This window comes from Nocardioides sp., assembly GCF_047607185.1.
GTDB lineage: Bacteria > Actinomycetota > Actinomycetes > Propionibacteriales > Nocardioidaceae > Nocardioides.
Genome location: NZ_JASGDQ010000037.1, coordinates 1 through 26,468, shown reverse-complemented (window position 1 = coordinate 26,468; position 26,468 = coordinate 1). Strand labels below are relative to the sequence as shown.

Annotated in this window: 24 protein-coding genes; 11 read left to right on the top strand and 13 right to left on the bottom strand. The window is 70.3% G+C overall.

Features of this window, described 5'->3' with window-relative positions; all coding sequences use genetic code 11:
- Positions 1-706 precede the first annotated feature (706 nt).
- The 3 genes from QM595_RS03600 to QM595_RS03590 all read left to right on the top strand — a co-directional run bounded on the left by QM595_RS03600 (position 707) and on the right by QM595_RS03590 (position 3,460).
- Positions 707-1,348 (top strand): pirin family protein, encoded by a 642-nt coding sequence (locus tag QM595_RS03600; protein WP_415170156.1) that lies wholly within the window; start codon positions 707-709, stop codon positions 1,346-1,348.
- Between the two features lie 94 nt (positions 1,349-1,442).
- Positions 1,443-1,946 carry an NfeD family protein gene (locus QM595_RS03595; protein WP_415170155.1) on the top strand — a complete coding sequence of 168 codons (504 nt, stop codon included), beginning with the start codon at positions 1,443-1,445 and terminating at the stop codon, positions 1,944-1,946.
- An 11-nt stretch (positions 1,947-1,957) separates the two neighbouring features.
- Positions 1,958-3,460, top strand: a complete 1,503-nt coding sequence (locus tag QM595_RS03590; RefSeq protein ID WP_415170154.1) for a flotillin family protein — start codon at positions 1,958-1,960, stop codon at positions 3,458-3,460.
- A 51-nt stretch (positions 3,461-3,511) separates the two neighbouring features.
- Here the strand turns inward: QM595_RS03590 and QM595_RS03585 are convergent, their stop codons facing one another.
- Positions 3,512-4,966, bottom strand: a complete 1,455-nt coding sequence (locus QM595_RS03585; protein ID WP_415170153.1) for an NAD-dependent succinate-semialdehyde dehydrogenase — start codon at positions 4,964-4,966, stop codon at positions 3,512-3,514.
- Positions 4,967-5,347: 381 nt separating this feature from the next.
- Here QM595_RS03585 and QM595_RS03580 point away from each other — a divergent pair, with 381 nt between their 5' ends.
- Complete coding sequence (locus QM595_RS03580; RefSeq protein WP_415170152.1) at positions 5,348-6,892, top strand: lipase family protein; 1,545 nt, start codon at positions 5,348-5,350, stop codon at positions 6,890-6,892.
- A 22-nt stretch (positions 6,893-6,914) separates the two neighbouring features.
- Here the strand turns inward: QM595_RS03580 and QM595_RS03575 are convergent, their stop codons facing one another.
- Positions 6,915-8,642 (bottom strand): DEAD/DEAH box helicase, encoded by a 1,728-nt coding sequence (locus QM595_RS03575; RefSeq protein ID WP_415170151.1) that lies wholly within the window; start codon positions 8,640-8,642, stop codon positions 6,915-6,917.
- 524 nt (positions 8,643-9,166) lie between these two features.
- On the opposite strand from QM595_RS03575, the gene QM595_RS03570 reads away from it, so the two are divergent.
- Positions 9,167-9,730, top strand: a complete 564-nt coding sequence (locus tag QM595_RS03570; protein WP_415170150.1) for a YceI family protein — start codon at positions 9,167-9,169, stop codon at positions 9,728-9,730.
- A 98-nt stretch (positions 9,731-9,828) separates the two neighbouring features.
- On the opposite strand, the gene QM595_RS03565 is transcribed toward QM595_RS03570, so the two are convergent.
- The 3 genes from QM595_RS03565 to QM595_RS03555 all read right to left on the bottom strand — a co-directional run bounded on the left by QM595_RS03565 (position 9,829) and on the right by QM595_RS03555 (position 13,104).
- Positions 9,829-10,191: a DUF1707 SHOCT-like domain-containing protein gene (locus QM595_RS03565; protein ID WP_415170149.1), complete on the bottom strand. Its 363-nt coding sequence runs from the start codon at positions 10,189-10,191 to the stop codon at positions 9,829-9,831.
- Positions 10,188-10,883, bottom strand: a complete 696-nt coding sequence (locus tag QM595_RS03560; RefSeq protein WP_415170148.1) for a PadR family transcriptional regulator — start codon at positions 10,881-10,883, stop codon at positions 10,188-10,190. The genes QM595_RS03565 and QM595_RS03560 overlap by 4 nt, the downstream gene beginning before the upstream one ends.
- Positions 10,884-11,199: 316 nt before the next feature.
- On the bottom strand, positions 11,200-13,104 hold the full coding sequence (locus QM595_RS03555; protein WP_415170147.1) for a M3 family metallopeptidase: 1,905 nt from the start codon (positions 13,102-13,104) through the stop codon (positions 11,200-11,202).
- Between the two features lie 132 nt (positions 13,105-13,236).
- Between QM595_RS03555 and QM595_RS03550 the strand changes: the two genes are divergently transcribed.
- The 3 genes from QM595_RS03550 to QM595_RS03540 all read left to right on the top strand — a co-directional run bounded on the left by QM595_RS03550 (position 13,237) and on the right by QM595_RS03540 (position 15,970).
- Positions 13,237-14,511, top strand: a complete 1,275-nt coding sequence (locus QM595_RS03550; protein ID WP_415170146.1) for an MFS transporter — start codon at positions 13,237-13,239, stop codon at positions 14,509-14,511.
- Positions 14,512-14,536: 25 nt separating this feature from the next.
- Positions 14,537-15,037 (top strand): hypothetical protein, encoded by a 501-nt coding sequence (locus tag QM595_RS03545; RefSeq protein ID WP_415170145.1) that lies wholly within the window; start codon positions 14,537-14,539, stop codon positions 15,035-15,037.
- A 96-nt stretch (positions 15,038-15,133) separates the two neighbouring features.
- Positions 15,134-15,970 carry a sigma-70 family RNA polymerase sigma factor gene (locus QM595_RS03540; RefSeq protein ID WP_415170144.1) on the top strand — a complete coding sequence of 279 codons (837 nt, stop codon included), beginning with the start codon at positions 15,134-15,136 and terminating at the stop codon, positions 15,968-15,970.
- On the opposite strand, the gene QM595_RS03535 is transcribed toward QM595_RS03540, so the two are convergent.
- Positions 15,967-16,863: a hypothetical protein gene (locus QM595_RS03535; RefSeq protein ID WP_415170143.1), complete on the bottom strand. Its 897-nt coding sequence runs from the start codon at positions 16,861-16,863 to the stop codon at positions 15,967-15,969. The genes QM595_RS03540 and QM595_RS03535 overlap by 4 nt on opposite strands.
- A 105-nt stretch (positions 16,864-16,968) precedes the next feature.
- On the opposite strand from QM595_RS03535, the gene QM595_RS03530 reads away from it, so the two are divergent.
- Positions 16,969-18,327, top strand: a complete 1,359-nt coding sequence (locus QM595_RS03530) for a tetratricopeptide repeat protein (protein ID WP_415170142.1) — start codon at positions 16,969-16,971, stop codon at positions 18,325-18,327.
- Positions 18,328-18,444: 117 nt separating this feature from the next.
- Here QM595_RS03530 and QM595_RS03525 read toward each other — a convergent pair whose 3' ends face one another.
- The 5 genes from QM595_RS03525 to QM595_RS03505 all read right to left on the bottom strand — a co-directional run bounded on the left by QM595_RS03525 (position 18,445) and on the right by QM595_RS03505 (position 23,457).
- Positions 18,445-19,344: a pseudouridine-5'-phosphate glycosidase gene (locus QM595_RS03525; protein ID WP_415170141.1), complete on the bottom strand. Its 900-nt coding sequence runs from the start codon at positions 19,342-19,344 to the stop codon at positions 18,445-18,447.
- Positions 19,341-20,285, bottom strand: a complete 945-nt coding sequence (locus QM595_RS03520) for a carbohydrate kinase family protein (RefSeq protein ID WP_415170140.1) — start codon at positions 20,283-20,285, stop codon at positions 19,341-19,343. Before QM595_RS03520 ends, QM595_RS03525 begins: the two co-directional genes overlap by 4 nt.
- On the bottom strand, positions 20,282-21,496 hold the full coding sequence (locus QM595_RS03515; protein ID WP_415170139.1) for a YibE/F family protein: 1,215 nt from the start codon (positions 21,494-21,496) through the stop codon (positions 20,282-20,284). Before QM595_RS03515 ends, QM595_RS03520 begins: the two co-directional genes overlap by 4 nt.
- Positions 21,497-21,521: 25 nt before the next feature.
- Positions 21,522-22,157, bottom strand: a complete 636-nt coding sequence (locus QM595_RS03510; protein ID WP_415170138.1) for a TetR/AcrR family transcriptional regulator — start codon at positions 22,155-22,157, stop codon at positions 21,522-21,524.
- 136 nt (positions 22,158-22,293) lie between these two features.
- On the bottom strand, positions 22,294-23,457 hold the full coding sequence (locus tag QM595_RS03505; RefSeq protein WP_415170137.1) for an ATP-binding protein: 1,164 nt from the start codon (positions 23,455-23,457) through the stop codon (positions 22,294-22,296).
- A gap of 45 nt (positions 23,458-23,502) precedes the next feature.
- On the opposite strand from QM595_RS03505, the gene QM595_RS03500 reads away from it, so the two are divergent.
- Positions 23,503-23,625, top strand: a complete 123-nt coding sequence (locus tag QM595_RS03500) for a hypothetical protein (protein ID WP_415170136.1) — start codon at positions 23,503-23,505, stop codon at positions 23,623-23,625.
- A gap of 129 nt (positions 23,626-23,754) precedes the next feature.
- On the opposite strand, the gene QM595_RS03495 is transcribed toward QM595_RS03500, so the two are convergent.
- Together QM595_RS03495 and QM595_RS03490 are read right to left on the bottom strand one after the other, a co-directional pair.
- Entirely contained in the window at positions 23,755-25,002 is a 1,248-nt protein-coding gene (locus QM595_RS03495) for a DUF3500 domain-containing protein (RefSeq protein ID WP_415170135.1), read from the bottom strand.
- 229 nt (positions 25,003-25,231) lie between these two features.
- Positions 25,232-25,726 carry an ArsI/CadI family heavy metal resistance metalloenzyme gene (locus QM595_RS03490; RefSeq protein ID WP_415170134.1) on the bottom strand — a complete coding sequence of 165 codons (495 nt, stop codon included), beginning with the start codon at positions 25,724-25,726 and terminating at the stop codon, positions 25,232-25,234.
- 138 nt (positions 25,727-25,864) lie between these two features.
- Here QM595_RS03490 and QM595_RS03485 point away from each other — a divergent pair, with 138 nt between their 5' ends.
- A complete protein-coding gene (locus tag QM595_RS03485; RefSeq protein ID WP_415170133.1) occupies positions 25,865-26,161 on the top strand; it encodes an ArsR/SmtB family transcription factor in 297 nt (98 codons plus the stop codon).
- Positions 26,162-26,468: the final 307 nt, after the last annotated feature.

Genomic DNA, 26,468 nt, shown 5'->3' with positions numbered 1-26,468 from the left:
TTGATGTGGAGGGTGATCTTGTCGGGAGTGCACTTGTCCACGGAGTAGACGGTGCCAAGTGCGGTTTCGTCGTCGGGTCGCACCTGGTCGGCGCGGATGGTCATCGTCTGCTTCATCGAAACTCCTTGGCTTCTGGTTGGTCTGTGTCCGTGCCGGCCGCTTTTTGCCGGCACGGGCGCGGGCGCTCCGTAACGCGCCGGAGGCGCGCTTTTGGACTGAGTCACGGGTCAAGGGACAGCAGGACGCCCCGTTTACGGGACCCTGGTGTCTTGGTGCGGAGCATCGTCCTGTGGTTGCTGAGAACTGGCGTACGGCTGCGCCCTTGACGCGGGACGGTCATCGAGTCGGGAGGCACCCTGGCGTGCGAGAGGGCTGAGGCTGACCCCGGAGGGGTCAATCGCGCGACTTGCAGTCGACTGTGCTAGCGGAGCGTTCAGCTGCGTGACTCTGGTTGCACAGAAGTAGCGTCTTCTTACGTCTCGATCAGGCACGTGTCCGCCATTGACCGTTTAAACGCTAGAGTCGTCGGCCAGGGGCGGGCGCGAGGTTTCTTCGCCTTCTAACAGAGGAAGAAACCCCCCAAAAAAAGGGATCGTCGGTGCTTGCGTCGAGTCACACCGCTGTGGTTTGATCCTCTGTGTCAGGTCAGTTCGGGTCTCGAAAGACCTTGATCCGCCGGGGAACGTCCCGTTTCGTCGAACGCGAAGTGGGACGGGCCACTTGGCACGCCTTCTCGTTCGGCCCCGTCTACGACCCGGAATGGGTCGGCTTCGGTCCGATGACCTGCCACGACGAGCACCTGCTGGCCGCCGGCGCGGGCTTCCCGGACCACGCCCATGCCGACCTCGAGATCGTCAGCTGGGTCGTCTCCGGCGCGCTGCGGCACACCGACTCGCTGGGACACTCGGCCGTGCTCACGCCCGGCCAGGTCGGGCACCTGAGAGCGGGTTCGGGCGTCATCCACAGCGAGGTGGCCACCGCGCCGCAGACCCGGTTCGTGCAGGCCTGGCTCCTCCCCGAGGAGTACGACGTCGAGCCGGCGTACTCCTCGCACACGGTCGCCTCCTCCTCGCTGTCGCCTGCGCTCACCATCGGCGGCGCGGCCCTCTTCGTCTCGACGCTCGCCAACGGCGAGTCGGTCACCCTGCCGACCGCGCCGCTGGTGCACGTCTTCGTGGCGTCCGGTGCGCTGCTGCGCAACTCGCTGGCCGAGCCGCTCGCCGCCGGGGACGCGTTCTTGATGACGGATGAGCCGGCGGCGAGCGTCACCGCCGCGCTCGACACCACGCTGCTGGTCTGGGCGCTTGGTTTGGGTGCTCGCCCGGCCGGCCCGCTGAGCGAGGTTTGACCACGGGTGCCGGTGGACAGGATGACGGGCGAAACAAGAGGATGAGACGCTGGCACGGCCCGGCCGTGACCACCACCGTCGGAAGGAGCGCGCCGTGACGGTCTTCCTGGTCATCGGCGTGCTCGGCCTGCTGCTGCTGGTCGTCTCGCTCGTCGCGGGCGATCTCTTCGACGGCGCCTTCGACGCACTCTCGGGCGACTGGTTCTCCAGCGCCGCGCTAGGCGGGTTCGTCTCAGCACTCGGCTTCGGCGCGGCGATCGCCGACGGCAGCGGGGCACCCGGGCTGGTCACCGGCGCCGTCGGGCTGGCCGCCGGCGTGCTCTTCGGCTGGTTCGCGACCTGGCTGACCCGCGTGGTCAGGGGCGGCGGCAGCGACGCGACGCCGACCACCGACGACGCCATCGGCCGCGACGCGACGGTGCTCACCGCCATCCCCGAGGGTGGCTTCGGCACGGTCAAGGTGACCCTCGGTGGCCATGTGCTGCGCTACAACGCCCGGGCCGAGCAGGCCATCGAGCCGGGCACGCCCGTCCACGTCACCGGCGTGCTCTCCCCCACCGCCGTCACGGTCGCGCCGGTGTGGCGCGAGCTCGCCTGAAAGGAACCAAGATGGACGTCCTCACCCCGGTCATCGGGCTCGTCGTACTGCTCGTGCTGATCGTGCTGCTGGTGACCAGCCGCTACAAGGTGGCCGGCCCCAACCAGGCGTTCATCGTCACCGGCCGCAAGGGCAAGGCGGTGATCAACCCCGAGACCGGCGAGCTGACCACCGACCTGTCCGGCCAGAAGGTCGTGCTCGGCGGCGGCGTCTTCGTGATCCCGTTCGTGCAGAAGCTGTCGCGGATGGACCTGTCCAGCCGCCGCATCTCGGTGCAGATCCGCGGCGCCGTCTCCGGCCAGGGCGTCAAGCTCAACCTCGACGGCGTGGCCATCGTGAAGGTCGGCGGCAATGCCGACCAGATCCGGCTGGCAGCGCAGCGGTTCCTGTCCCAGCAGGACGACATCGAGCCGTTCACTCAGGAGGTCCTCGCCGGCGCGCTGCGCTCCATCGTCGGTGGCCTGACCGTCGAGCAGATCATCCGTGACCGGGCCGCGTTCGCGCAGCGGGTCGCCGACGAGTCCGAGGCGTCGCTGACCGGCCAGGGGCTGATCCTCGACGCCTTCCAGATCCAGGACATCTCCGACGACGGTACCTATCTCGCCGACCTCGGCCGCCCCGAGGCCGCCCGGATCCAACAGGCCGCCTCCATCGCCGAGGCGGAGGCCCGCCGGGCGGCCGAGCAGGCCCGCATCAAGGCCGAGGAGGAGATCGCGGTCGCGCAGCGGGCGCTGGCGCTCAAGCAGGCCGAGATCAAGGCCGAGACCGACGCCGCCGCCGCGCAGGCGGCCGCCGCCGGGCCGCTCGCCCAGGCCGAGCGGGACCAGTCCATCCTCGCCGAGCAGGAGAAGGTCGCAGTCCAGCAGGCGGCGCTGACCGAGCGGCAGCTGGAGACCGAGGTCCGCAAGCCGGCCGACGCCGCGCGCTACCGGGTCGAGCAGGAGGCCGAGGCACAGCGTACGGCGGAGATCGCCGCCGCCGAGGCACGCAAGGCCGCCACCATCGCGGCAGCCGAGGCGAAGGCGGAGGAAGCCCGGCTCACCGGTGAGGCCGAGAAGTCCCGGCGCGCGGCGCTGGCCGAGGCCGAGGCGATCGAGGGCGCCAAGCGCGGTGAGGCGGAGAAGGCACTGCGACTCGCCAACGCCGATGCCACCAGGGCCGAGGGAGACGCCAACGCCGCCGCGACGCTGGCCGTCGGCCAGGCCGAGGCCGAGGCGATGGACAAGCGGGCGGCCGCCTTCGCGTCGTACAACGACGCCGCGGTGCTGCAGATGCTCATCGAGGTGCTGCCGCAGATCGCGCGCGAGGTGGCCTCCCCCATCGCCAGCATCGACCAGCTCACCGTGCTGTCCACCGACGGAGCCGGGGCGCTGCCGAAGCAGGTCACCGACAACGTGGTGCAGACGCTGCAGATGCTCAAGACCACGACCGGGCTCGATCTGGAGGCGCTGGTGCACCGCTCGATCGAGAAGGCTGCCAACGGCCTGCCCGGCGCCCGGGGCGACGAGGCCTGAGCGATGCCCGGGCGCCTGGTGACAGGTGCGTGCCGGGCGGCGCTGGCGTCGTCAGACGGGGATGGCGACATAGGTGGTCTCGAGATACTCCTCGATGCCCTCGAAGCCACCCTCGCGGCCGAAGCCGGACTGCTTCATGCCGCCGAAGGGGGCGGCGGCGTTGGAGATCAGTCCGGTGTTGACGCCGACCATGCCGTAGTCCAGTGCCTCCGCCAGCCGGATGGTGCGGGCCAAGTCGCGGGTGTAGACGTAGGAGGCGAGGCCGTACTCGGTGGCATTGGCCCGCTCGATCGCCTCGGCCTCGGTGGCGAAGGTGGTGATCGGGGCAACCGGGCCGAAGATCTCGTTGCTGTTGATCTCCGACTCGGGATGTACGCCGAGCAGCACGGTCGGGCTGTAGAAGTAGCCGGGGCCCTCCGGCGCGGAGCCGCCGACGACGACCCGGGCGCCGTCGTGGACCGCGTCGGTGACGAGCTGGTGCACCGAGTCGACGGCCTTCTCCTCGATCAGTGGGCCGACGTCGACGCCGGCGTCCTGACCCCGGCCGACGACCAGCTTGCCCATCCGGGCGGCCAGCTTGTCGGCGAACTCCTCGGCAAGGCTCTCGTGCACCAGGAAGCGGTTGGCCGCGGTGCAGGCCTCGCCCATGTTGCGCATCTTCGCGACCATCGCGCCCTCGACCGCGGCATCGACGTCGGCGTCCTCGAAGACCAGGAAGGGCGCATTGCCACCCAGTTCCATGCTCAGCCGCTGCAGCTGGTCGGCGGACTGCCTGACCAGCAGCCTGCCGACGGCGGTGGAGCCAGTGAAGGAGACCTTGCGGAGCCGGTCGTCGGCCATCAGCGCCTTGCTCGCCTCGGCGGCGCGGGTGGTCGGCACCACGTTGAGTACGCCGTCGGGCAGGCCGGCCTCGGCGAGGATCCCGGCAAGCGCCAGCATGGTCAGCGGAGTCAGCTCGGCGGGCTTGACCACCATGGTGCAGCCGGCGGCGATGGCCGGCCCGAGCTTGCGGGTGCCCATCGCCAGCGGGAAGTTCCACGGTGTGACGAACAGGCAGGGGCCGACCGGCTTGCGGATCGTGAGCAGCCGGGAGGTGCCGGCCGGCGCCTGCATCCAGCGGCCGTGGATGCGCACCGCCTCCTCCGAGAACCACCTGAAGAACTCGTTGCCGTAAGCCACCTCGCCCTTGGCCTCGGCGACGGTCTTGCCCATCTCCAGGCTCATCAGCTCGGCGAGGTCGTCGGCACGCTCGCCGATCAGCTCGAAGGCACGGCGCAGGATCTCGCCGCGGTCGCGTGGCGCGCTCGCCGCCCAGTCCGACTGCGCCGCGGCCGCCGCGTCGAGGGCGTCCAAGGCGTCGCCCGCCGAGCCGTCGGCAACCCGTGCCAGGACGGTGGCATCGGCGGGGTCGTAGACGGCGAAGGTCTCGCCGCCCTCCGCCTCACGCCAGCTGCCACCGATGAACAGGCCCCGCTGCTCGGGGCTGAGGAGGTCGAGTCCACTCATGACCCCAGCCTCCCACTTGACGGAAGCGGTTTTCCCCGGGGGTCCCGACCCGGGATTTCGTCCCAAATTTTGGGCATGCCCCTTTCGACACACGGGCGCAAAGGGGCCTATGATCAGGCCCGTCGACTTGAGGAGGGAGCACTCCACATTCGACCGCGCCCCTTCGCTGACCCCATGCACCGGGGGGCGCGCCTCCACCTTTGCCGGCGCCGGGTCCCCCCTCTGGCGCCGCGGCCGGGGGAGATTGTGGCGAGGGCCCGGCTTCGGCCGGGCCCTCGTTTTCTCGGTCGGCGTGGATCCAGGCTCACGTTGATGAGGAATCCGGCACCGTCAGTTGGTCGAACGGCGTAACAACAGCGGGGGAGCGTCGTTGACCTTGGCGTGACGCACACCACACGACTGATCGCCGTCGCTCTCGGCTCCCTGCTCCTGGCCACCTCGCTCGCCGTGACGACCCCGCCGGCGCAGGCAGACGACGCGATCCCGCTACCACACGACGACCCCTTCTACACCTACGACGGCTCGATCCCGCTCGCGCAGCAACCGGCCGGCGCGGTGCTCGACTCGCGTTCGGTCACGCTGAAGATCTCGTCGACGGTGCCGATCAGCGCCACCCAGCTCCTCTATCGAACCCAGGACGAGCTGGGCCGCCCCTCGGTGACGGTCACGACGGTAGTGGCGCCGCTCGATGCAGCGCCGCTGGGCGTGGTGAGCTACCTCAGCTTCTACGACGGTCTCGGCGACCTCTGCTCGCCCAGCTACACCTATCGCACCGGCAACGACTCCAACGAGATGGCGATCGTCTCGACGCTGGTGGCGCAGGGGTACGCCGTCACGATCCCCGACTTCGAGGGCGAGGACCTGCACTGGGTCGCCGGCCACGAGGCGGGGTGGAGCACCCTCGACTCGATCCGTGCGACCGAGTCCTTCCTCGGCGCCTCCGCCGCGTCGACGCGGGTCGGCCTCTTCGGCTACTCCGGTGGCTCGATCGCGGGGGAGTGGGCCAGCGAGCTGGCCGCGTCGTACGCTCCGGAACTGAACATCGTGGGGACCGCGATCGGCGGCATCCCGGTCCATCTCGCCCACAACCTGGCCTACATCGACGGGTCGCAGACGTGGTCCGGGGTCATCCCGGCGGCTCTCGTGGCGCTGGCGCGGGCCTACGAGGTCGACCTCGGCAAGTACGAGTCGGCCTACGGGCAGCAGCTGGCGGCCACCGTGGCCGACCAGTGCATCGGCTCCTTCAACGGCAACTACCCGGGCCTGACGGCGGCCCAGCTGATCAAGCCTGGGCTGCCGTCCTTGGTGGAGATCCCGGCCGTGACCCGGATCTTGAACCGGCTGATCATGGGCAGCGAACCGGGCCATCCCACCATGCCGATGTTCATGGTCGCGGGCGACCACGACGGCACCGGTGACGACGTGATGATCGTGGGCGACGTACAAGGGCTCGCCCACGAATACTGCTCCGAGGGCACCCAGGTCCAGTTGCAGGTCGTCGAGGGCGGCGAGCACGGCGTCGCCGGGATCACCTTCCTCGGGACCGGGGCGACCTGGCTCCTGCAGCGGATGGCCGGGGTGCCGATGGTCGACGGCTGCTCCTCGATCCCCGAGGGCAACTCGCTGGACCCGCTGCCGGTCAAACTGCTGACCTTCTCGGCGTCGCTCTCCGCGCGCAACCACGGCAAGCGCAAGGACGCCCTGACGGTGACCGCGCCGTCGTGGGCGGCGGGGGCGCCGGTGACCTTCTACCGCAAGAAGGGCAAGCACCGCCACGTCCTCGGGCGCTCGACGCTCGACGCCGACGGCTCCGCCTCGCGGGTCGTCCGGGATCGCAACGGTCGCAAGATCACCCGGTACGTCGCTGTGGTCGGTGCCACCACCGACACCAACGCCACCAAGACGACCCGGATCAAGCGCCGCTGAGAACGTGTCCGCGCAGGCCGGATCAGGACTTGCGGCGTGGCTTCTTCGGGCGGTCGTCCCCGTCGCGGGACTGGCCCCGGTGGCCGCCCGGGCCGCGGTCGGGCCGCAGCTCGATGAGCTTGCCGGAGATGCGGGTGCTCTTGAGCGCCTCAAGGGTCTCGGGCGAGAGGTCGGCCGGCAGCTCGACCAGGGAGAAGTCCGGGCGGATCGAGATATTGCCGAAGTCGCCACGGCGCAGGCCGCCCTCGTTGGCGATGGCGCCGACGATCTGGCGGGGCTCGACCTTGTGCCGGCGGCCGACGTTGATGCGGTACGTCGCCAGCGGCTGGCCGGTGCCGCGTGACCGCCTGCCACCCTGGCCACCGGCCTCGGCCCGGTCGCCGCGCTCGCGCCGCTCGGGTCGCACCGGCCGGTCGGCGGCGGGGTCGAGCAGCAGCGGCTCGTCGCCGTGCAGCACGGTGGCCAGCGCGGCCGCCACGTCGAGTTCGGGGACGTCGTACTCCTTGACGTAGTGGGCCACCACGTCCCGGAAGAAGCCCACCTTCTCGCTGTCGGAGAGCGCGGCGGTGATGGCGTCGTCGAACCGGGAGAGCCGGGTGGCGTTGACCTCGTCGACGCTCGGCAGCTGCATCTCGGTCAGGGTGGAGCGGGTGGCCTTCTCGATGGCCTTGAGGAGGTAGCGCTCGCGCGGGGTGATGAAGGAGATCGCGTCGCCGGTGCGGCCAGCCCGGCCGGTACGGCCGATGCGGTGGACGTAGGCCTCGGTGTCGGTGGGGATGTCGTAGTTGACGACGTGGCTGATCCGCTCGACGTCGAGGCCACGGGCCGCGACGTCGGTGGCCACGAGGATGTCGAGAGTGCCGTCCTTGAGCTGGTTGACGGTCTTCTCACGGACGTTCTGGACGACATCGCCGGAGATGGCGGCGGCCGCGAAGCCCCGGGCCCGCAGCTTCTCGGCCAGCGACTCGGTCTCCATCTTGGTGCGGACGAAGACGATCATGCCCTCGAAGTTCTCGACCTCGAGGATGCGGGTGAGGGCGTCGACCTTCTGGGGGTAGGACACCATCAGGTAGCGCTGGGTGATGTTGGCGGCGGTCGCAGTCTTGGACTTGACCTGCACCTCGACCGGGTCGTTGAGGTACTGCCCGGTCAACGCCTTGATCTGGCGCGGCATGGTCGCGGAGAAGAGCGCGACCTGCTTGTCGGTCGGGGTGTCGGCGAGGATCGTCTCGATGTCCTCGGCGAAGCCCATCGAGAGCATCTCGTCGGCCTCGTCGAGCACCAGGAAGCGCAGCTGCGACAGGTCGAGGGTGCCCTTGTCGAGGTGGTCCATGATCCGGCCGGGCGTGCCCACGACGACGTGGACGCCGCGGCGCAGCGCGGTCAGCTGGGGGCCGTAGCCCTGGCCGCCGTAGACGGGTACGACGCGGACGCCGGGCAGTTGGGCGGCGTACCGCTCGAAGGCCTCGCACACCTGCAGCGCGAGCTCACGGGTCGGTGCGAGCACCAGCGCCTGCGGCTTGGCGGTCTCGTAGACGTCGAGATTGGACAGGATCGGCAGCGCGAAGGCGGCGGTCTTGCCGGTGCCGGTCTGGGCCAGGCCGACCACGTCACGGCCGGTCAGCAGCAGCGGAATGGTCTCGGCCTGGATCGGCGAGGGGGTCTCGTAGCCGACCTCGCGGAGCGCGGCGAGCACTCCCTCGGACAGGCCGAGGTCGTCGAAGGTGATGGGGGCGGGCTCGTCGGTCACCCGTCAACGGTAGTGGTCGTCGTACGAGGCGCAAGATTCTTCGTCGCGGTGGGCTCGGTCACCCGGGCCGTGAGTCGTGTGCTCAGATCGCGGCTAGCGCCGAGCAGATGCGGCGCCCGGCGCGGGCAGTGGAGCGCGGATGGTCATGGAGGCCGTCTGCGGCGGGATCAGGTGGAGCATCAGCGGTCGAATTCGGAAACCTTTGTGTCCCTGGGTGGGGATGGGCTAGTCTAGGTGAACACAAGGTGAACGGAAGGTGTCCGATGAGGGAGTCCACGCAGTTGATGTGCAGTTGGGTGACCGTTGTCGACGCGGCCGGTCGACCTCGACTGGAGGCCGTCTGGACGACCGCCCAGCCGGCGGTCGTGCACCAGGCCGCCTGACGACGAAGCCAACCGACGCCCGGTCCACGAGCACGTGGGCCGGGCGTCGTCATGTGTTCGCCGGGGCTTGGAATGAATTTTCAAGTTATAACGTTGAGGTCGTTGAAAGTTCACCCATCCACCGACCTCAGGAGCACCCCCATGGCCGACTTCGAGTCCAGCAACGCCATCGACGACATCACGGGCGACTACACGCTCGATCCCAGCCACACCCACCTCGGCTTCAGCGCCCGGCACGCCATGGTCACCACCGTGCGCGGCTTCTTCAAGGAGTTCGAGGGCACCGCCCACGTCGACGTCGCCACGCCGGCCAACTCCAAGGTCTCGGTGAAGATCACCGCCAACTCGATCACCACCGGCAACGAACAGCGCGACGGCCACCTGCTCTCGGGCGACTTCTTCGAGACCGAGACCAACCCCTTCATCACCTTCGAGTCCACCAACGTGGAGTTCGACGGCGAGACCTGGAATATCACCGGCGACCTCACCATCAAGGGCGTCAGCCACTCCGTCACGATCCCGTTCGAGCAGACCGGCTCCGCGCAGGACCCCTTCGGCAACACCCGGGTCGGCTTCGAGGGCGCGGTCGCGATCAACCGCTCCGACTGGGGGCTGACCTTCAACGCCCCGCTCGCCACCGGCGGTGTGCTGGTCAGCGAGAAGATCAAGCTCGACTTCGACATATCGGCGATCAAGAACGCCTGACCTCCGAGGTCAGCGTTCTTCGGAACGCCTGAGTCGTCGTCGTACGACGACAGTGGGCCGCCGGTCTCCCGGCGGCCCACTTCCTATTTCCCGGCCGGTCAGCGACGCAGTCGGGAGTGCCGGCGCTGGTGCCGGGCGATCTTGACGACGACCAGCACCACGAACGCGACCAGCAGCCACTTCGGGTGGGTGATCAGCAGCCCGGCCACGATCAGAAACAACAGCGCGCTGTAGGGCCAGCCCAGCCAGCGCCTGCGCGCCGGCCGGGCTGACACCGGGACGACCTTGGGCAGGTCGTGGAAGACGTCGTCCAGATCGCGGCGGGTGCGGGCGGTCCAGATGGCGTCCAGACGCTCGGCGTACTCCGTCTGGGTGAGACGGCCGGCCGAGTAGTGCTCGCCGAGGGACGCGGCGGCGCGGTCGCGCTCCTCGTCCCCGACGCGCAGGTCAGCGGGGTTCACGACTCGTCGGAGGCGTCGGACTCGGGGCCCTCCGGGCCGTCGGCGAGGATGCCGTAGAGCTTGCGGCGGGTCTCGACGAGCACGCCGAGGGCCGCCTGTCGCTGCCCCTCGGAGCCCTGCGAGGCGAGCTGCCAGACGGCGGTAGCGACCTGGCCGATCTCCGACTTGAGCGTGCTCTTGAACTCGGACCCGGCGCTGGCGCGCTCCTCGCGCGGCTGGAACGGCAGCCAGACCGCGGCCAGTTCGTCGGCGTGGTCGGCGACGTACGCCTGGCCCTCGGCGGTCAGCAGCAGCGCCCGGCGGCCGGTCGCCTCGTCGCTGAAGACCAGGCCCTCGTCCTCGAGCTGTTGGATGGTCGGGTAGACCGACCCGGGGCTCGGGCGCCAGGCGCCGTTGCTCTTGGCGGCGATCTGCTGGATCACCTGGTAGCCGTTGACGGCCTCGCCGCCCTGCGCCTCGGCGAGCACGCTGAGGATCGCGGTGCGGACGTCGCCGCGTCGGACCCGGGGGCCGCGCCGCTGGTCGGGCTGCTGGAATCCGAAGAGGGCGGCTGCCCACGGCGGCGGTCCGCCCTGTGGGCCACGGCCGCCGTGACGCGGGCCCCGGCCTCCGCCGGGCTGGTCGGTCCACTCGCCCCAGGCGCCCCAGTTGCCGGCGCCGGGGTGGTGGCGCCAGTTCTTGTTGCCAGTCATGGATGTTCTCCTAACGAAAGACTTGTGTTCTATCGACGTAGGTTCGCGATATATCGCGAGCGTACGACGAGTTAACGCCCGGCGCAACGAGATTTGTTCCCCACGCCGCCGAGAAGTCCCAAACTGCCCCGCGAGAGGTCCCGGATTGCCCCACGAGAGGTCCCGGATTGCCCCACGAGAGGTCCCTCATCGCCCCTCGAGAGGTCTCCGATTGACCGCGGCTGGCGGACAACTTGAGACTCATCGAGGGGCGATCGGAGACCCCTCGGCCGTCATCAGAGACCCTTCGAGGGGCAATCCGGGACCTCTCGGCGGGCTAGGAGGCGAGCCAGGCGGCGTAGGAGTCGAACGAGTAGGGGCGGCCGAGGAAGTCGGCGACCAGGTCGGCGGCGTCCCTCGAGCCGCCGGGGCCCAGGACGCGGTCGCGGTAGCGGCCGGCGACCTCGGGTGCGAAGAGGTCGTCGGCGGAGAACGCGCTGAACATGTCCTTGGCGATGACCAGCGACCACATGTAGGTGTAGTAGGCCGAGGAGTAGCCGCCGAGGTGGCCGAACGAGGCAAAAATATGCGTCCCGGGGATCCACGCGGTCGGGGCGTAGCGCTCCTGCAGTTGCGCCATCCGGGCGGTCAGGTCAGTCGGCCGCTCGGCGTGGAAGTAGTAGGACATCGCGGCATAGAACATCTGCTGACGGGCCTGGATCCCCTTGCCGAAGTCCTCGGCGGCGCGCATCTTCTCCACCAGCTCGGCCGGGATCGGCTCGCCGGCCTCGTCGGAGGCGAAGGTCGCCAGCACGTCGGCGTCCCAGGCCCACTCCTCCAGCATCTGCGAGGGTGCCTCGACGAAGTCCCACTCGGTCGCCACCCCGGCGAACCGGGCCCATCGGCCGTGCCCGCCGAGCAGGTGGTGCAGCAGGTGGCCGAACTCGTGGAACAGCGTCACCACGTGGTCGTGCTCCATCAGCCCCCGGGAGAAGTTGCAGACCAGCACGCCCTCGGGCAGCTGCCGGCCGGCCAGGCCGTCGGCGAGGGTGAACTGTGCGGCGTGCTTGTACTTCCCGTCGCGCGGGTGCAGGTCGAGGTGGATCCGGCCCAGCACGTCCGGGCCGCGGAAGACGTCGTACGACGCGACGTCCTCGTGCCAGGTCGTCACCTCGACCGGCTGGTAGCGCAGCCCGAACAGCCGACCGGTGACCTCCAGCAGGCCGGCCCGGACCTTCTCGAAGGCGAAGTAGGTGCGCACCTGCTGGGCGTCGACCTCGAACTGCTCCTTGCGGACCAGCTCCTCGTAGTAGGGCAGGTCGGCCGAGGTGATGGCGGTGGCATCGGGGACGTCGCGGCGGAACCGCTCCAGCACCACCGCCAGGTCGCGCGCCATCGGCCCGCTCGCGGCCTCGGCGATCCGGTCGACGAACTCCGGGATCGCGGCGCCGTCCTTGATCATCTTCACGTCGGCGTCGTACGACGGCCAGTTGGGGTAGCCGACCAGGGTCGCGAGCTCGTGGCGCAGCTCGAAGATCTCCTTGAGCACCGCGTCGTTGTGCTCCCAGCCGCGCTCCAGGAACGCGACGGTGACGTCACGTCGCACCTGCGGATCGTGGACGAACATCCGGGCCGGCACCGAGTCGGGGTAGTCGGTCGAGACGCTCACCAGGCCGTCGGCGTCGGCCGGGTGCGCGGCCAGCCAGTCCGCCGGCATCCCGGCGAGCCGCTCCGGTGGGACATGGACGTAGCGGACGTCGTCGCGGATGACCCGGCTGAACTCCTGGTTGAGCGCGGTCAGCCGCTCGTTGATCGCACCGATGCGGGCCCGGGTCTCGTCGTCGCGGTCGACGCCGGCGCGGCGGAAGTCCTTGAGCGTCTTCTCCAGCAGCCGCGCCGCCTGCGCGTCCAGGGTGGTGGCGTCGAGGGCGGCGAACACCTCGTAGAGCGCACGGTCCTGGTTGAGCTCGGTGACCAGCTTCTCGACCTCGACCTCGGCGGTCTCGCTGGCGGTGCGGACGGTCTCGTCGGGGTGGACGTTGGCGTAGAGCGAGGCCGGCGCGGCGACATTGCCGAGCTCGAGGGTGAGCTCGTCCCAGACCTCCAGCACCTCCAGCCCCGTCCCCGGCGGGGAGATGCGCAGCGCGTCGGCCAGCTCGCGTGCCCGCGCCAGCCCGGCGACGGCGCGACCGGAGATCCAGTCGAAGGCGGTGGTGGCGTTGGGGAGGTCGAGAGGCGTCACGCTGCCCACCCTACGAGTTGGGTCCGCGACCGGCATTCTCAACCGACCAGTTGGTTGCGGCGGCGGGTGAGAGCGGCAGGTCAGATAGGCCCGCTCGGCGGCGGTGCCGGAGGGACTCTCTACAGTTTCGCCATGGGTTTGAGGGACATGCTGGCCGACACCCGGCCCCTGAAGAACCCCTATTTCCGGCGGCTCTGGCTGGCCAATATCGTCACCGTCATCGGCGCCCAGCTCACCGTGGTGACGGTGCCGGCCCAGCTCTACGCCGAGACCGGCTCCTCGGCGTACGTCGGGCTGACGGGTGTCTTCGGACTCGTCCCCCTGGTCATCTTCGGCCTGTACGGCGGCGCGCTGGCCGACGCCTTCGACCGGCGCACCATCCTGCAGATCACCACCGTCGGCCTGATCGTGACCAGCGGGCTGTTCTGTGTGCAGGCGGTGCTCGGCTCGGCCAACCCCTGGGTGCTGCTGACGATCTTCGCGGTGCAGCAGGCGTTCTTCGGCGTCAACCAGCCGACCCGCTCGGCGGTGCTGCCGCGGCTGCTCGATCCGGCGACGCTGCCGGCCGGCAACTCGCTCAACTACACCGTGATGCAGGCGGGTGCGATCGCCGGGCCGCTGGTGGCCGGCGTACTCATCCCGTTCACCGGCTTCGCCTGGCTCTACTTCATCGACACGCTGTCGCTGTTCGCGACCCTCTACGCCGTGATCCGGCTGCCGAGGCTGCCGATCGACGGGCCGGTGGTCAACCCGGGGATCAGGTCGGTGATCGACGGCTTCGTCTATCTCAAGCGCCAGCCGGTGCTGCTGATGTCGTTCCTGGTCGACATCATCGCGATGGTCTTCGGGATGCCGCGAGCACTGTTCCCGGAGCAGGCCCACGTCAACTTCGACGGACCCTCGGACGGCGGCATCGTCTTCGCGCTGCTGTTCGCCGCCATCCCGGCGGGCGCGGTGGTCGGCGGGATCTTCTCGGGCTGGATCTCGCGGGTCTCCCGGCAGGGGCTCGCGGTGGTGTGGTGCATCGTGATCTGGGGCGTCGCCATCATCGTGTACGGCGTCGCAGTCTCGCTCGCCTCGCACGCCTGGCTGCTCATGCTGATCATCGCGCTGGTCGCGCTCGCGATCGGCGGCGCCGCCGACATGGCCTCGGCGTCGATGCGCACCTCCATGCTCCAGTCGGCGGCCGACGACGCGGTGCGCGGCCGGCTGCAGGGGGTCTTCACCGTCGTGGTGGCCGGCGGGCCGCGGGTGGCCGACACCCTCCACGGCGCCGTCGCGGTCTCGGTGGGCGCCTCGGCGGCGGCCGCCGGGGGCGGCATGCTGGTCGTCGTCGGTGTGGTGATCGCCAGCCTGGTAGTGCCATCCTTCGTGCGATATCGGGTCGTTCGACCCATTGAAGTGTGACTGGCGCCACACCTAGGGTGAGGTCATGCCGCTGCGCCTGGTCACCGGCCGTCTCCCGGGCCAACCCCATCGCGGAATGACCCGCGAGCGCCGTGCCGCGCTCTTCCTGATCGGGCTGCTGCTGGCCGCGACGGTGGTGCGCTTCCTGTGGTTCGGACTGGAGCGGCTCTTCGACGGCCCCGATGCGGAGTGCGGCGGCGCGGTCGGCAGCTGGCCGGCGGGTCCGCTGTTCTTCGTGGTCGCCGCGGCGACCGGGCTGAGCCTGCTGTTCATCCCGATCGGCCACCGGATCCATCGACGCGGCGCGCTGCTGGCCAACAGCGGCGCGCTCTTCGTGGTCTCGGCGGCCTCGGCGCTGTTCGTGCTCGGCTGGTGGATCGCCGGTCACTCCCCCGCCGGCTCCTGTGGCGGGGTGGCCGGCTACTTCGGCCCGCTGCTGCCGATCGCGCTGGTCGGGCTGGTCGCCGCCTTCCTCTTCGTCGACACCCTGCACGGCGGCCACGAGCAGCCCCTCGCGGAGGACTGAGACCCCACCGGCCTCCGCGCCCGGGTCGCCGCCGACCGGGCCGTCACATCTCGTCCTCGCCGTACGTCAGGTCCGGGAGAGGGAAGGATGTGACGCATGGATCCGCTGGCCGAGACCTTCGAGGCAGAGCGACCGCGGCTGCGGGCGATCGCGACCCGGATGCTGGGCTCCCCCAGCGACGCCGACGACGTGGTCCAGGAGGCCTGGCTGCGGCTCGCCGCCGCGACCGACCTCGACAACGTGCCGGCCTGGCTGACCACGGTGACCTCCCGGCTCTGCCTCGATCAGCTCCGCGCCCGCAAGCGGGTCGTCGACAGCGACGACGGGACGCCCGAGGTGGTCGCGCCGGTCGATCTGGAGGCCGACGCGGTGCTGGCCGACCAGGTCGGTGCGGCGATGGTGGTGGTGCTGGAGACGCTCTCGCCCGCCGAGCGGGTGGCGTTCGTGCTGCACGATCTGTTCGCGATGCCGTTCGACGAGGTCGCCGACGTGCTGGGCCGCTCGTCGGCGGCGGTACGGCAGCTGGCCTCACGCGGCCGCCGGGCGGTGCAGGGCGCCGACCTCGACGCCGAGCGGCGCGGTCACCGGGAGGTGGTCGACGCCTTCCTCGACGCGGCTCGCGGCGGTGACCTCGCCAGGATGGTCACGCTGCTGGCGCCCGACGTGGTGATGCGGGCGGACGCCGTGGGCGTGCGGATGGGCACGGAGGCGTCGTACGACGGGGCCACGGCGGTGGCGGAGCGGTTCAACGGCGCCCGCGGCGCGCTGCCGGTGCTCATCGACGGCTGGGCCGGCGCGGCGTGGATCCACCGCCGCGAGGTCAAGGTGGCGTTCGTCTTCGACGTGGTCGAGGGCCTGGTGCGCGGGGTCGAGCTGGTGGCCGACCCCGAGACCCTCGCCCGGATGGAGGTCATCCCCCTCAAGCGTTCCTAGAACCCGAGCGCCGCGGCGACCTCCTGGTCGATGTCGACATGGGCCTGGTCGTCCTCGATCCGGGTCAGCTGCAGCCACTCCTCGCCGCGCACCAGGAAGACGTGCGGGCTGAGCGGGCCGGGGGAGTCGGCGAACATCGACATGCCCAGCCGGAAGAGCACGTCGAGGGCCATCGCGGAGGTGGTGCCGGGCTGGACCGGGAAGAAGGCCAGCTGGTGACGGAATGGCACCGTCACCAGCGCGCCGCGGCCGAGGTCGAAACCGTAGCGGCCGGCCAGCTCCGGCAGCGCCAGGGCGAGGCTGGCGGTCAGGAACGACTCGCTCTGCACGATGTGCGCCTCGGCACCGGTGTCACCGAGCGGGATCACGCCGTGCTGCAGCTCGAGACTGCCCGCCAGGCCGGCGATATTGGCCCGCCCCACGCGCCGCCACCGCTCGATGCCGCCGCGCGCCTGCCAGATCTCCTCGGTGGGCGTGGAGATCTCGTCGGGCAGGTCGATGGAGAGCAGCGCCCGCAACGAGCTGCCGAGCCAGGGGGCCGTCGGGTGCCAGCGCTGGTCGGGCACGGCTGCCGCCTCCACCAGCCGTAGATAGGTCATCGCCGTGAGCTGGTCGTCGTCGAGGTCGTCGGCGTCCACCCGGGGCGCACTGATGACACGGACGTGGTCGGCCACCAGAGCCGGCCAGTGCTTGCGCGGCTCGTGGGCGCAGAGCGCGGCGAGGTTCCACAGCCCGAACTGCATGCCCTGGTCGTCGACGACGTGGTCGGCGTTGACCGTCACCTCGCGGCCGGCATTGGCGAAGGCCTCTCGCACCAGCGCCCGCAGCTGCCGCGCGTCGGCCACCGACATCGGCAGGTCGGCGTCGGCCGGCTGGTTCCTGAACAGGCTCATCGCGCGAGTTTAGAACGTGGCTCGGTGGGTCAGCCTTGGCAACCTCCGGGAATCGACCTCCCCCGGCCCCTCGCCAACGGGCGGCAATGAGGCACAATGTGTCACATGAACCCCGATGTGGCGATGCAGAGCCGGACGATCGACGCCGCCCTCCTTGGGAAGCGGATCAAGGCCGCCCGGGTCGCCGCCGGAATGACGCAGTCCGAGCTGGCAGGCGACGACGCCTCGACGGCCTACATCTCGCGGATCGAGGACGGCCAGCGCCGGCCCTCGCCGCGACTTCTGATCGTGCTGGCCGAGCGGATGAGTACGACGGTCGAGACCCTGGTCCGCAGCGACCTCGACCTGCCGATCGAGGACAACCTGCGGCTGGCGCTCGACCACGCCGAGCTCTCGCTGCTGTCGGGCAACCCGGCCGACGCGCTGGACGGCGCCGAGGCGGTCCTCGGCGATGCCCGGACCGAACGGCACCGAGGCTTCCGCAGGGCGGCCGAGTACGTGAAGGCCGGCGCGCTGGAGGCGCTCGGCGACCTCAACGCGGCGATCGTGCTGCTGGAGGACCTGACGGCCGATCCGGAGAAGTCGGCGCGCTGGCTCAAGGCGCTCACCGCGCTGTGCCGCTGCTACAAGGAGCAGGGCGACTTCCACCGTGCCATCGCCGCCAGCCAGAGTGCCCAGCCCTATATCGAGGAGCTTGGCCTGGTGGGGACGACGGAGTCGATCCAGCTCACCGTCTCCATCGCCGGCGCGTACATCAACCTCGGTGACCTCGACGAGGCGCTGCGCATCTGCCAGCGCGCCATCGACGCGGCCGAGGAGGTGAACTCGCCCATCGGACTGGGCTCCGCCTACTGGAACGCCAGCATCGCGGAGTCCCGGCGCGGCGCCAACGACTCGGCGCTGCTGTTGGCGCACAAGGCGCTCGCGCTCTTCGAGATCGGCGACGACTTCCGCAACCTGGGCCGGCTCCGCACGCAGATCGCGATCCTTCAGCTGCGGGTCTCGCCGCCGGACGCCGACGGCGCGATGGACAACCTCCACCAGGCCACCCGGGAGCTGTCCTGGTCGGCGGCCAGCCCGCTGGACCGGGCCGAGCACTCGCTGGCCCTGGCCCGGGCCCACTTCGTCGCCGGTGACGGCGCCGCAGCCGAGGCCGAGGTCGACCAGGCGCTCGCCACCATCGCAGGGCAGTCTCCCTCGCTGCTGGCCACCGCCGAGGCGCTCCGGGGTCAGATCGCCATCAGCAACGGGGATCCCAATCTGGCCCGGAGCTGCTTCCAGTCGGCGGTCCAGGCGCTGACCGGCATCGGCGCCGACCGCGACGCCAGCAGGCTCTGGTCGGAGCTGGCCTCGCTGCTCGACGAGCTCGGCGAGAAGGATCTGGCGCTCGACGCCTACCGGCGAGCGGTGGCCGCCAGCGGCCTCGCCCCGCAGTACTCGACGACCAGGGTCCCGACCACCTGAACCGGCGGCAGGAGACAACCGGGTGGCAAGTTCGAGTCGGCGGGATTTCACAGACCGCAGTTGCTGGTTTGCCTAGGCGGCACTCGAATTCGAGCAAAACCAGCGAGTGGGCTCGGCTCAGCCGGTGTAGGCGACCGCAAGGGCGGCCCCGAAGGCGGCGTTGCTCTTCACCAGCGCGATATTGGCGGTGAGCGAGGCGCCGTCGGTGAGCTCGACGATCTTGGCGAGCAGGAACGGGGTGGTGTCCTTGCCGACGACGCCGGCCTCGTCGGCCGCCTGGAGGGCCTGATCGATGATGGTCGAGATCTGCTCGGCGGGGATCTCGTCGGCGGCGTCGATGGGGTTGGCGATGACGACGCCGCCCGGCAGGCCGAGGTCCCACTTGGCGCGCAGTACGGCGGCGGTCTCGGTGGCGCCGTCGACCCGCATCGGCGCGGGGAACCCGGAGGAGCGGGAGTAGAAGGACGGGAACTCGTCGGCGCCGTTGACCAGCACCGGCACGCCGTAGGTCTCCAGGGTCTCCAGGGTCAGCCCGATGTCGAGGATCGACTTCACGCCGGCGGAGACGACCGCGACCGAGGTCTGCGCCAGCTCGGTGAGGTCGGCGGAGATGTCGAAGGAGGTCGCGGCGCCGCGGTGGACGCCGCCGAGGCCACCGGTCACGAAGACGCTGATGCCGGCGAGCGCGGCCAGCCGCATGGTGGCGGCGACGGTGGTGGCGCCGTGGCGGCCCTGCGCGATGACATACGGCAGGTCGCGGACGCTCACCTTGGCCACCTCGGGGTGCGAGCCGAGCAGCTCCAGGTCGTTCTCGGAGAGCCCGATGCGCGGCACGCCGTCGAGGATCGCGATGGTCGCGGGGACCGCGCCGCCGGCGCGCACGATCGCCTCGACCTCGCGGGCCATCGCGACGTTGCGCGGGTAGGGCATACCGTGACTGATGATCGTCGACTCCAGCGCGACGACCGGTCGGCCGTCCTCGATCGCCGTACGGACCTCGTCGGTGAGCTGGATCATGGCGCTGGGACTCCTTGCACGAGAGAGGCGGTCAGGTCGGGTCGCACGGTGTGCTCGCTGGCGATGGTCAGCGCGGCGGCGACATGGCCGAGCCGGGCCGCCGACACCGGGTCGGCACCGGCGAGCAGGAAGTGGCAGAACGCCGCCAGCATGGCATCCCCGGCTCCGGTCACGTCGACCACCTCGCCCGGCACCGACGACATCGTGACCGGCGCCGCACCGGCGCAGGAGAGCAGCGAGCCGTCGGGGCCGAGTCGCACCCAGACCTGCTCGACACCCGCGGCGTGCAGCGCGGCGACGCCGGCAGCGACCTCGGTGGTCCCCGTCAGCGCCACCAGCTCGTCGCGGTTGGGGGTGATGGCCAGCAGCGGCCGCCGTACCACCTCGGCCAGCCGGGCCGCCTTGGGCACGCTCACCGGATCGACCACGACCGGAACGCCGGTCTCGGCGGCCAGGTCGAGCACCGCCGTCGCGGTGGCGGGGAGGAGGTTGCCGTCGAGCACGACCAGGTCGGCGGCGGCCACCCGGTCGGCCAGCGGCAGGACGTGGTCGGGCGTCAACGCCTCGGTGGCGGCCATGTCGGCAACGGCGACGACCAGCTCGCCGGAGGCGTCGAGGACGGCGGTGTAGGTGCCCGAGGTGGTCGCGATCCGTCGTACCGGCGAGACGTCGACGCCGGCCGCGGCGGTGGCGGCGAGCAGGTCGGCGCCGAGCGCGTCGGTGCCGACGGCGCTGAGCAGCGCGACCGGAGTGCCCAGCCGGGCGAGATTCTCGGCGATATTGCGGCCGACGCCGCCCGGGGCGAGCGTGGTGGCGCCGGGGTTGGAGGTGGCCGCCACGATCGGCGCCAGTGAGCGCGCCTTGAGGTCCATATTGGCCCCGCCGACGACCAGGACGCCGCCGTTCGACGCGATGAGGTCGCGGACCGCCCGGGACGTCATCCGAGTGGGTCGCCCGGGCCACCAGCGCGTACGACGTCCCGGCCGGCGACCAGCACCGCAATGGCCGTGGTGACCGGCACCGCGAGCACCAGCCCGATCACCGAGACCAGCGAGCGGACGATCTCCTCCGCGATCTCCTCGGTGCCGACCAGGGCGAGCATGGGCTGGTCGAAGAGCGAGAGGATGAGCAGCAGGCTCAGCCCGGCGCCGACATAGGCGAAGACGATGGTGTAGATCGTCGAGGCGATGTGGTCGCGGCCGATCCGCATCGCGCTGGCCCACACCCGCCAGCGCGGCATCGACGGGGCGGCAGCGCGCAGCTCCCACACCGAGCTGGCCTGGGTGATGGTGACGTCGTTGAGCACGCCCAGGCCGGCCAGCACGATGGAGCAGGCGAGCAGGCCCGGGAAGTCGAGGTTGCCGGCCACCGTGGTGAGCACACCGCCGCCCTCGTCGGCGATGCCGGTGAGCCGGGACTGGCCGACCGCCCAGACCCCCAGCCCGGCGGTGACGGCGAGGCCGACCAGGGTGCCGGCGAGCGCCACGCTGGTGCGCAGCGAGACGCCGTGGGCGAGGTAGAGGACGACGTACATGATCGCGGCGGCACCGACGAAGGCCACCAGCGGCGCCGGCTCGCCGGTCAGCAGGGCGGGCAGCATGAAGACCAGCACCATGCCGCCGGCGAAGCCGAGCCCGACCAGCGCCAACAGGCCGCGCAGCCAGGCGACCGCGACCACCACGAGCGCGAAGATGGCCGTGAGCAGCAGCAGCGAGGGGCCTCGGTCGACGGCGTAGTAGACGAAGGAGGCCGGGCCGCTGTCGTCCTCGGGGATGCGCTGCAGCACCACCCGGTCACCGGCGACCAGCCCCGACTTGGCCACCTCGGGCGGCACCTGCACCGTGGCCTGGGTGCCGGCGTCCTTCCCCTCGGTGACCTCGACGACGATATTGTCGCAGTCGGTGCCGCCCGCCATCGGGTCGGCACACGCCGGCTGCGCGGAGATGACGTCGGCCTTGGGGAAGGTCACTCCGGGCGCGGCGAAGCTCTGCGAGGCCTTGACCTCGTCGACCTTGGCGGAGTCGGGCCACAGCACCACCAGGCCGATGCCGACGGCCACGGCGACCAGCGCCAGGAAGCCCAGCAGTGTCGCCCGGACGCCCCTTCCGGACGAGGGGATGTCGAGACGAGAGGAGTGCGAGTGAGCGCCCACGCTGGAACAGTAGCCGCGCCGCTGCTCAGTAGTGGCCCTCGGGCAGGCCAGGCAGGTCGGAGGCCAGCGCCGCGGTGAACAGCCGCACGCACCGGGCGGACATCTCGGTCGGCGTCTCGCCGGGGTGGTCGAGCCACCAGGTGACCAGCGCGTCGACGATGCTCAGCCAGACGGCGGTCATGGCGGAGACGTCGAGCGGGTCGGCGTTGCCGGCCAGTGACATCAGCTCGCCGACGCCCTCCTCGGCCAGCCGGGTGATGCGGCCGGTGTAGCTGCGCAGCTCGGCGGCGATGCCCTCCTCCGAGCGCGGCACGGTCGGGTCGAAGAAGAGCCGCCACAGCCACGGCCGGGGCTCGAGCAGCACGAAGAGGCCGTCGAGGGTGAGCAGCGCGCGCTCCAGGCCGACGGCGTCGCCGGCCGCCACCCGCTCCAGCTCGGCGGCAAGCGTCTCCCCGGCGCCGCGCAGGCAGGCGGTGAACAGGCCCTCCTTGGAGCCGAAGTAGTTGTAGATCAGCGGCTTCGAGATGCCGGCCGCCTCGGCCACCGCCGCCATCGACGTCGCGGCGAACCCCAGCGACCCGAAGATCTCCGAGGCGGCCAGCACGATCTGCTCCTCCCGGTCGGCCCGAGGGACGCCCTTCGTGCCGGCATTGGGTCGCATACGCGAACCCTATCCAAGAGATATGAACCGGTGGTAACTTACCCCTGAGTCATATCTCGGCGCGTCGCCCACCCGGCCGATCGGCGTACCCGCCAGCGCCAAGACTCCACTCACGTCCCGATCCTTCCACGCCCGGTCAGGAACGGTGCTCGTCAAGGTCGTCGAGGCGGTCGACGGCCAGCAGGTCGTCGAGCCCGAGGGCCGTCGCGCCCTCGGCCAGCCGGTAGCGCCGGCGCCCGGGATAGAGGACCCACAGGTGATCGAGGTCGAGGTCGGCCAGCGCCGATCTCATCGAGGGGGTGAGCCGAGGCGCGTCGGCGCGCTTCATCTCAAAGCCGAGCCGGCGTCCCGCCACCTCCACCAGAAGGTCGAGCTCTGCGCCGTTGCTGGTGCGCCAGTGGTGGGCACGCGCCTGACCGGCCCGGCGCAGCACCTCCTCCATCGCGAATCCCTCCCAGGACGCACCGATCCCGGGGTGGCGGAGCAGCTGGTCGTGCGAGCCGACTCCCCACAGGGCGTGGAGCAGACCGGAGTCGCGATAGAACACCTTGGGCGAGCGCACCAGACGCTTGCCCAGGTTCACGTGCCACGGCGGGAGGATCCGCACGAGGAGAGCGTCGGCCAACCCCTCGATGTACCGGCGGGCGGTGGTCTCGCCGATGTCGAGGGCACGCGCCACGGCGGCGGCGTTCCAGAGGTTGCCGTGCTGGTGCCCGACCAGGCCGAGGAATCGCTCGATCGTCGCGGCCGGCAAGGACATCCCGAAGTCAGCCAGGTCGCGGTTGGCAAGCGCGCGCACATAGGACCCGCGCCACCGCAGGGAGTCCTCGTCGTCGTCGGCCAGCGACGATCGGGGAAAACCACCACGCAGCCAGGCGGTGGCCGTATCGCCTCCCAGGTCGGTGGGGCCGAGGCCGGCCAACTCGACCACCTCGACGCGGCCGGCCAGCGACTCCGAGGACTGGCGCAGGGCGTGCGGAGAGGCACTTCCCAACACCAGGAAGGTCGCCGGGCGATCCTCGCGGTCGGCGAGCACCCGCAGGACCGGGAACAGATCGGGTCGACGCTGAACCTCGTCGATCACGACCACGTCGTGAAGGTCGCCGAGTGCCAGCATCGGCTCCTCCAACCGAGCGAGGTCGACCGGATCCTCAAGGTCGAAGTAGTTCGGCGAGCCGGGAGCGACGACCGTGCGCGCCAATGTCGTCTTCCCGACCTGGCGAGCGCCGATCAGCAGGACGACCGGCGAGCGGCGCAAGGCGTCCCGCAGTCTCGTCTCGTCTTGCTCTCTGGCCAGCACTCCTTCAGATTACCATGTTATTCCACCTTCTAGTGGTGGAATAACATGGTTCGGCCCCTGCTGGAGTTCGGGATGCGGGCCTGTCGCGATCGCCCCCGCAAGACCCGCACCCACATCCGCCACCTGGAAGCCCTCGGGTTCACCGTCACCCTCGAACCCGCCGCCTGACCCACCCACCGATCCGGCTCCGCTGCGCTCCACCGGATGCTGCCGCCTGCCTGGTTTCCGGTTAGGGAATCGCTGATCAATGGCGCCGTCGCGAGCGTCGCGCAGCAGGCGGGATTGATCAGCGATTCCTTAGTGGTCGAGGGCCAGGTGCAGCGCCAGCAGCGCCTTGCCGTAGTCGTTGCCGTTCGGCGTACGGACGATGCAGTGGACGTGCTGCCGGGAGACCTCGTCGGCCATGTCCGCGCCCTGGCCGACCGGGCCCGGGGTCTCGCAGTCGAACTCGATGTAGATGACCGGGCTCTGGATCCGGAAGTAGAAGACCGAGTCGGAGTCGGTGCCGCCGATCCAGCAGAAGTAGGTCTCGTCGACGTGGTCCTTGACCTCGGCCATCTTGACCTCGGCGTGGCCGTCGTCGACGTTGCCGACGAACAGGCCGGTGAGGGTCCACAGCTTCTCCAGCTGGTCGTCGGTGAGGTCCGTGGCGACGATGCCCTCGTAGGCCACCTCGGCGTTGTCGGCGAAGGCCACCGCGATGATGTCGTCCTTGGTCTTCTCGCTGTTGGTGATCGCCACCGACTGCTGGTCGGAGTCCAGCGAGGTGATCATGTCGATGGCCGCCTCGAACTCCTCGTCGAACAGCGTGATGCCCTCGTAGTCGCTGTCGATGCCGAAGTTGGCCTGCATCGGCTCCGAGCCCATGAAAGTCGGGGTCATGACGACCTGGTCGCCGAGCACGAAGTAGTTGATGACCAAGTGGTGGCCGTCGATCTGCCAGCCCCACGGGTCGGTGCTCGACGGGGTGCCCATGATCGTGAACCAGTAGAGGCCCTCGTTGAACTGGTTGGTGTTGTCGATCAGGATGCCGGCGTACTCGTTGAGATGGCGGATCTTCTCGGCGTTCTCCAGGCCGCGGGCGCTCATGCCGGCCTCGAGGATCGCGATCGCCAGGCTCGCCTGCTCGTCGGTCATGTCGGCGATGCTGATGCCCTGGCGCTGGTAGCCGTCGACGTTGCTCCACAGCCGCCACTCGTCCTGGGTGTAGTCGCTGGGGTCGACGTCGAAGACGACCTCCGACTGCTGGTCGCTGGAGAGGCTGGCCAGCCACGCGGTCGCGGCCGCGACGACGCCGTCGGTGCTCACACCGGTGGAGGCGATGGAGTAGAGGTCCTCGATCACCGTGCCATCGGTGGTCAGGCCGACGAACTCGTCGGTGATGCCCTCCGACATGTCGGCGCCGCCGCCCGGGCCGCCGCTGGCATCGCCGCTCGGCGGGGTGCCGCCCTCGGCCGAGCCGCCGGTCGCCGCGGTGTCGCTGCCGCAGGCGACGAGCATGCTGCTGAACGCCACCGCCCCCGTGGCGGCGAACAGCCTGGTCATGAAGGTACGCCGAGTAAGCACGGCGGGGGAGCCGGGCACCTGCCGGCGGTGCCCACTGCTGTCGAACGCTTCCGGAACGTGCGAGTGGGGGTGGTTCGAGCTGGGCATCCGAGGGCTCCTAGCAGTGGTCGGATTCGGTTACCCAGCAGCGTGGCCAGCCGCCGAGTGCGATCGCCCTGACCCGACTGGGGACCTGCTGTGAGAGTACGCCGGCGCAGCCGACTCACCCTCAGAGCCGGCGCGACCCGACTGGCTGCGGGAGGTCGTGACCTGGTGACACTGCTCCCGCCGGACCGCCAGCAGGTCCCTCGGTGCCACGACAGCCACCGCCGGTGTGGCCGGTGGCGTTGAAGGTGGGACTATCGGCGAGGACGGTGTAGATCTCCCAACGTTCGCCGTCGGGGGCGCTCTCGACCCAGAACTTGTCCTGTCTGGCATAGCAGCAGACGGTGTCGCGCTCATCGACGGAGGCGAAGCCGGAGTCGTGCAGGCGAGTCTGCTCGGCGTCGACGGTCTCGGTGTCGGCGACCTCGACTCCGAGGTGATTGACGGATCCGCCCTGACCGGGGTTCTCGACGAGGACCAGCTTCAGCGGGGGATCGGCGACGGCGAAGTTCGCGTAGCCGGGCTTGATCTTGGCGGGCTCGGTCCCGAACAGGGTGGAGTAGAACGAGATCGAGTCGTCGAGGTTGTCGACGTTGAGGGCGAGTTGTATCCGGGACATCGCGTGCCTCCCGACATTCATCGATAGCTGTCGATATATGACATTGGCACAGACATAGACATCTGTCAATATTGACGTATGCCGATGTCCCAGCCGACTCTCGTCCAGACGGCCTCCTGTTGCTCGCCCCTGCTGTCGGTGCCGCTGTCTCAGGCGGCCGCGGAGGGCATCGCGCCGCTGCTGAAGGCGCTCGCTGATCCGGTGCGGCTGCGGCTGATGTCGCTGGTCGCCGCCCACGACGACGCCGAGGCATGCGTGTGCGACCTCAACGACGCCTTCGACCTGTCCCAACCCACCATCAGCCATCACCTCAAGGTGCTGCACGAGGCCGGGCTGCTGGAGCGCTCCAAGCGCGGCACCTGGGTCTACTACCGCGTCAACGCCCAGGCGGTCGCGGCGGTCGCGAACCTGTTCGGCACCAGCAAGGTCGCGTGACGCGCCCGGCGGCGGGAGAGCGATTGTTCGGCGACGTTCTCGATGACCCAGACGCGCCCATGCACCGACTCGAGCTGCCGGGGAAAGCACCGCGAGCGGTTCGCCTCGACCACACCCGATGCCCAGAGCGGTGCCGCCCCGGGTTCGGGGCCTCTGGACCGGTTCCCGGGGCAGGCTGACGCTAGACGGTATGACGTGACCCCTCGCGGTGATGGGGGTTGCGGGCCGGGGCCTCACTCACAAGATTCGTGGGTTGCCGGACAAGAAGTCCCTTGCCCGGCCTATCCGACATTGTGGGAGGCCCCGG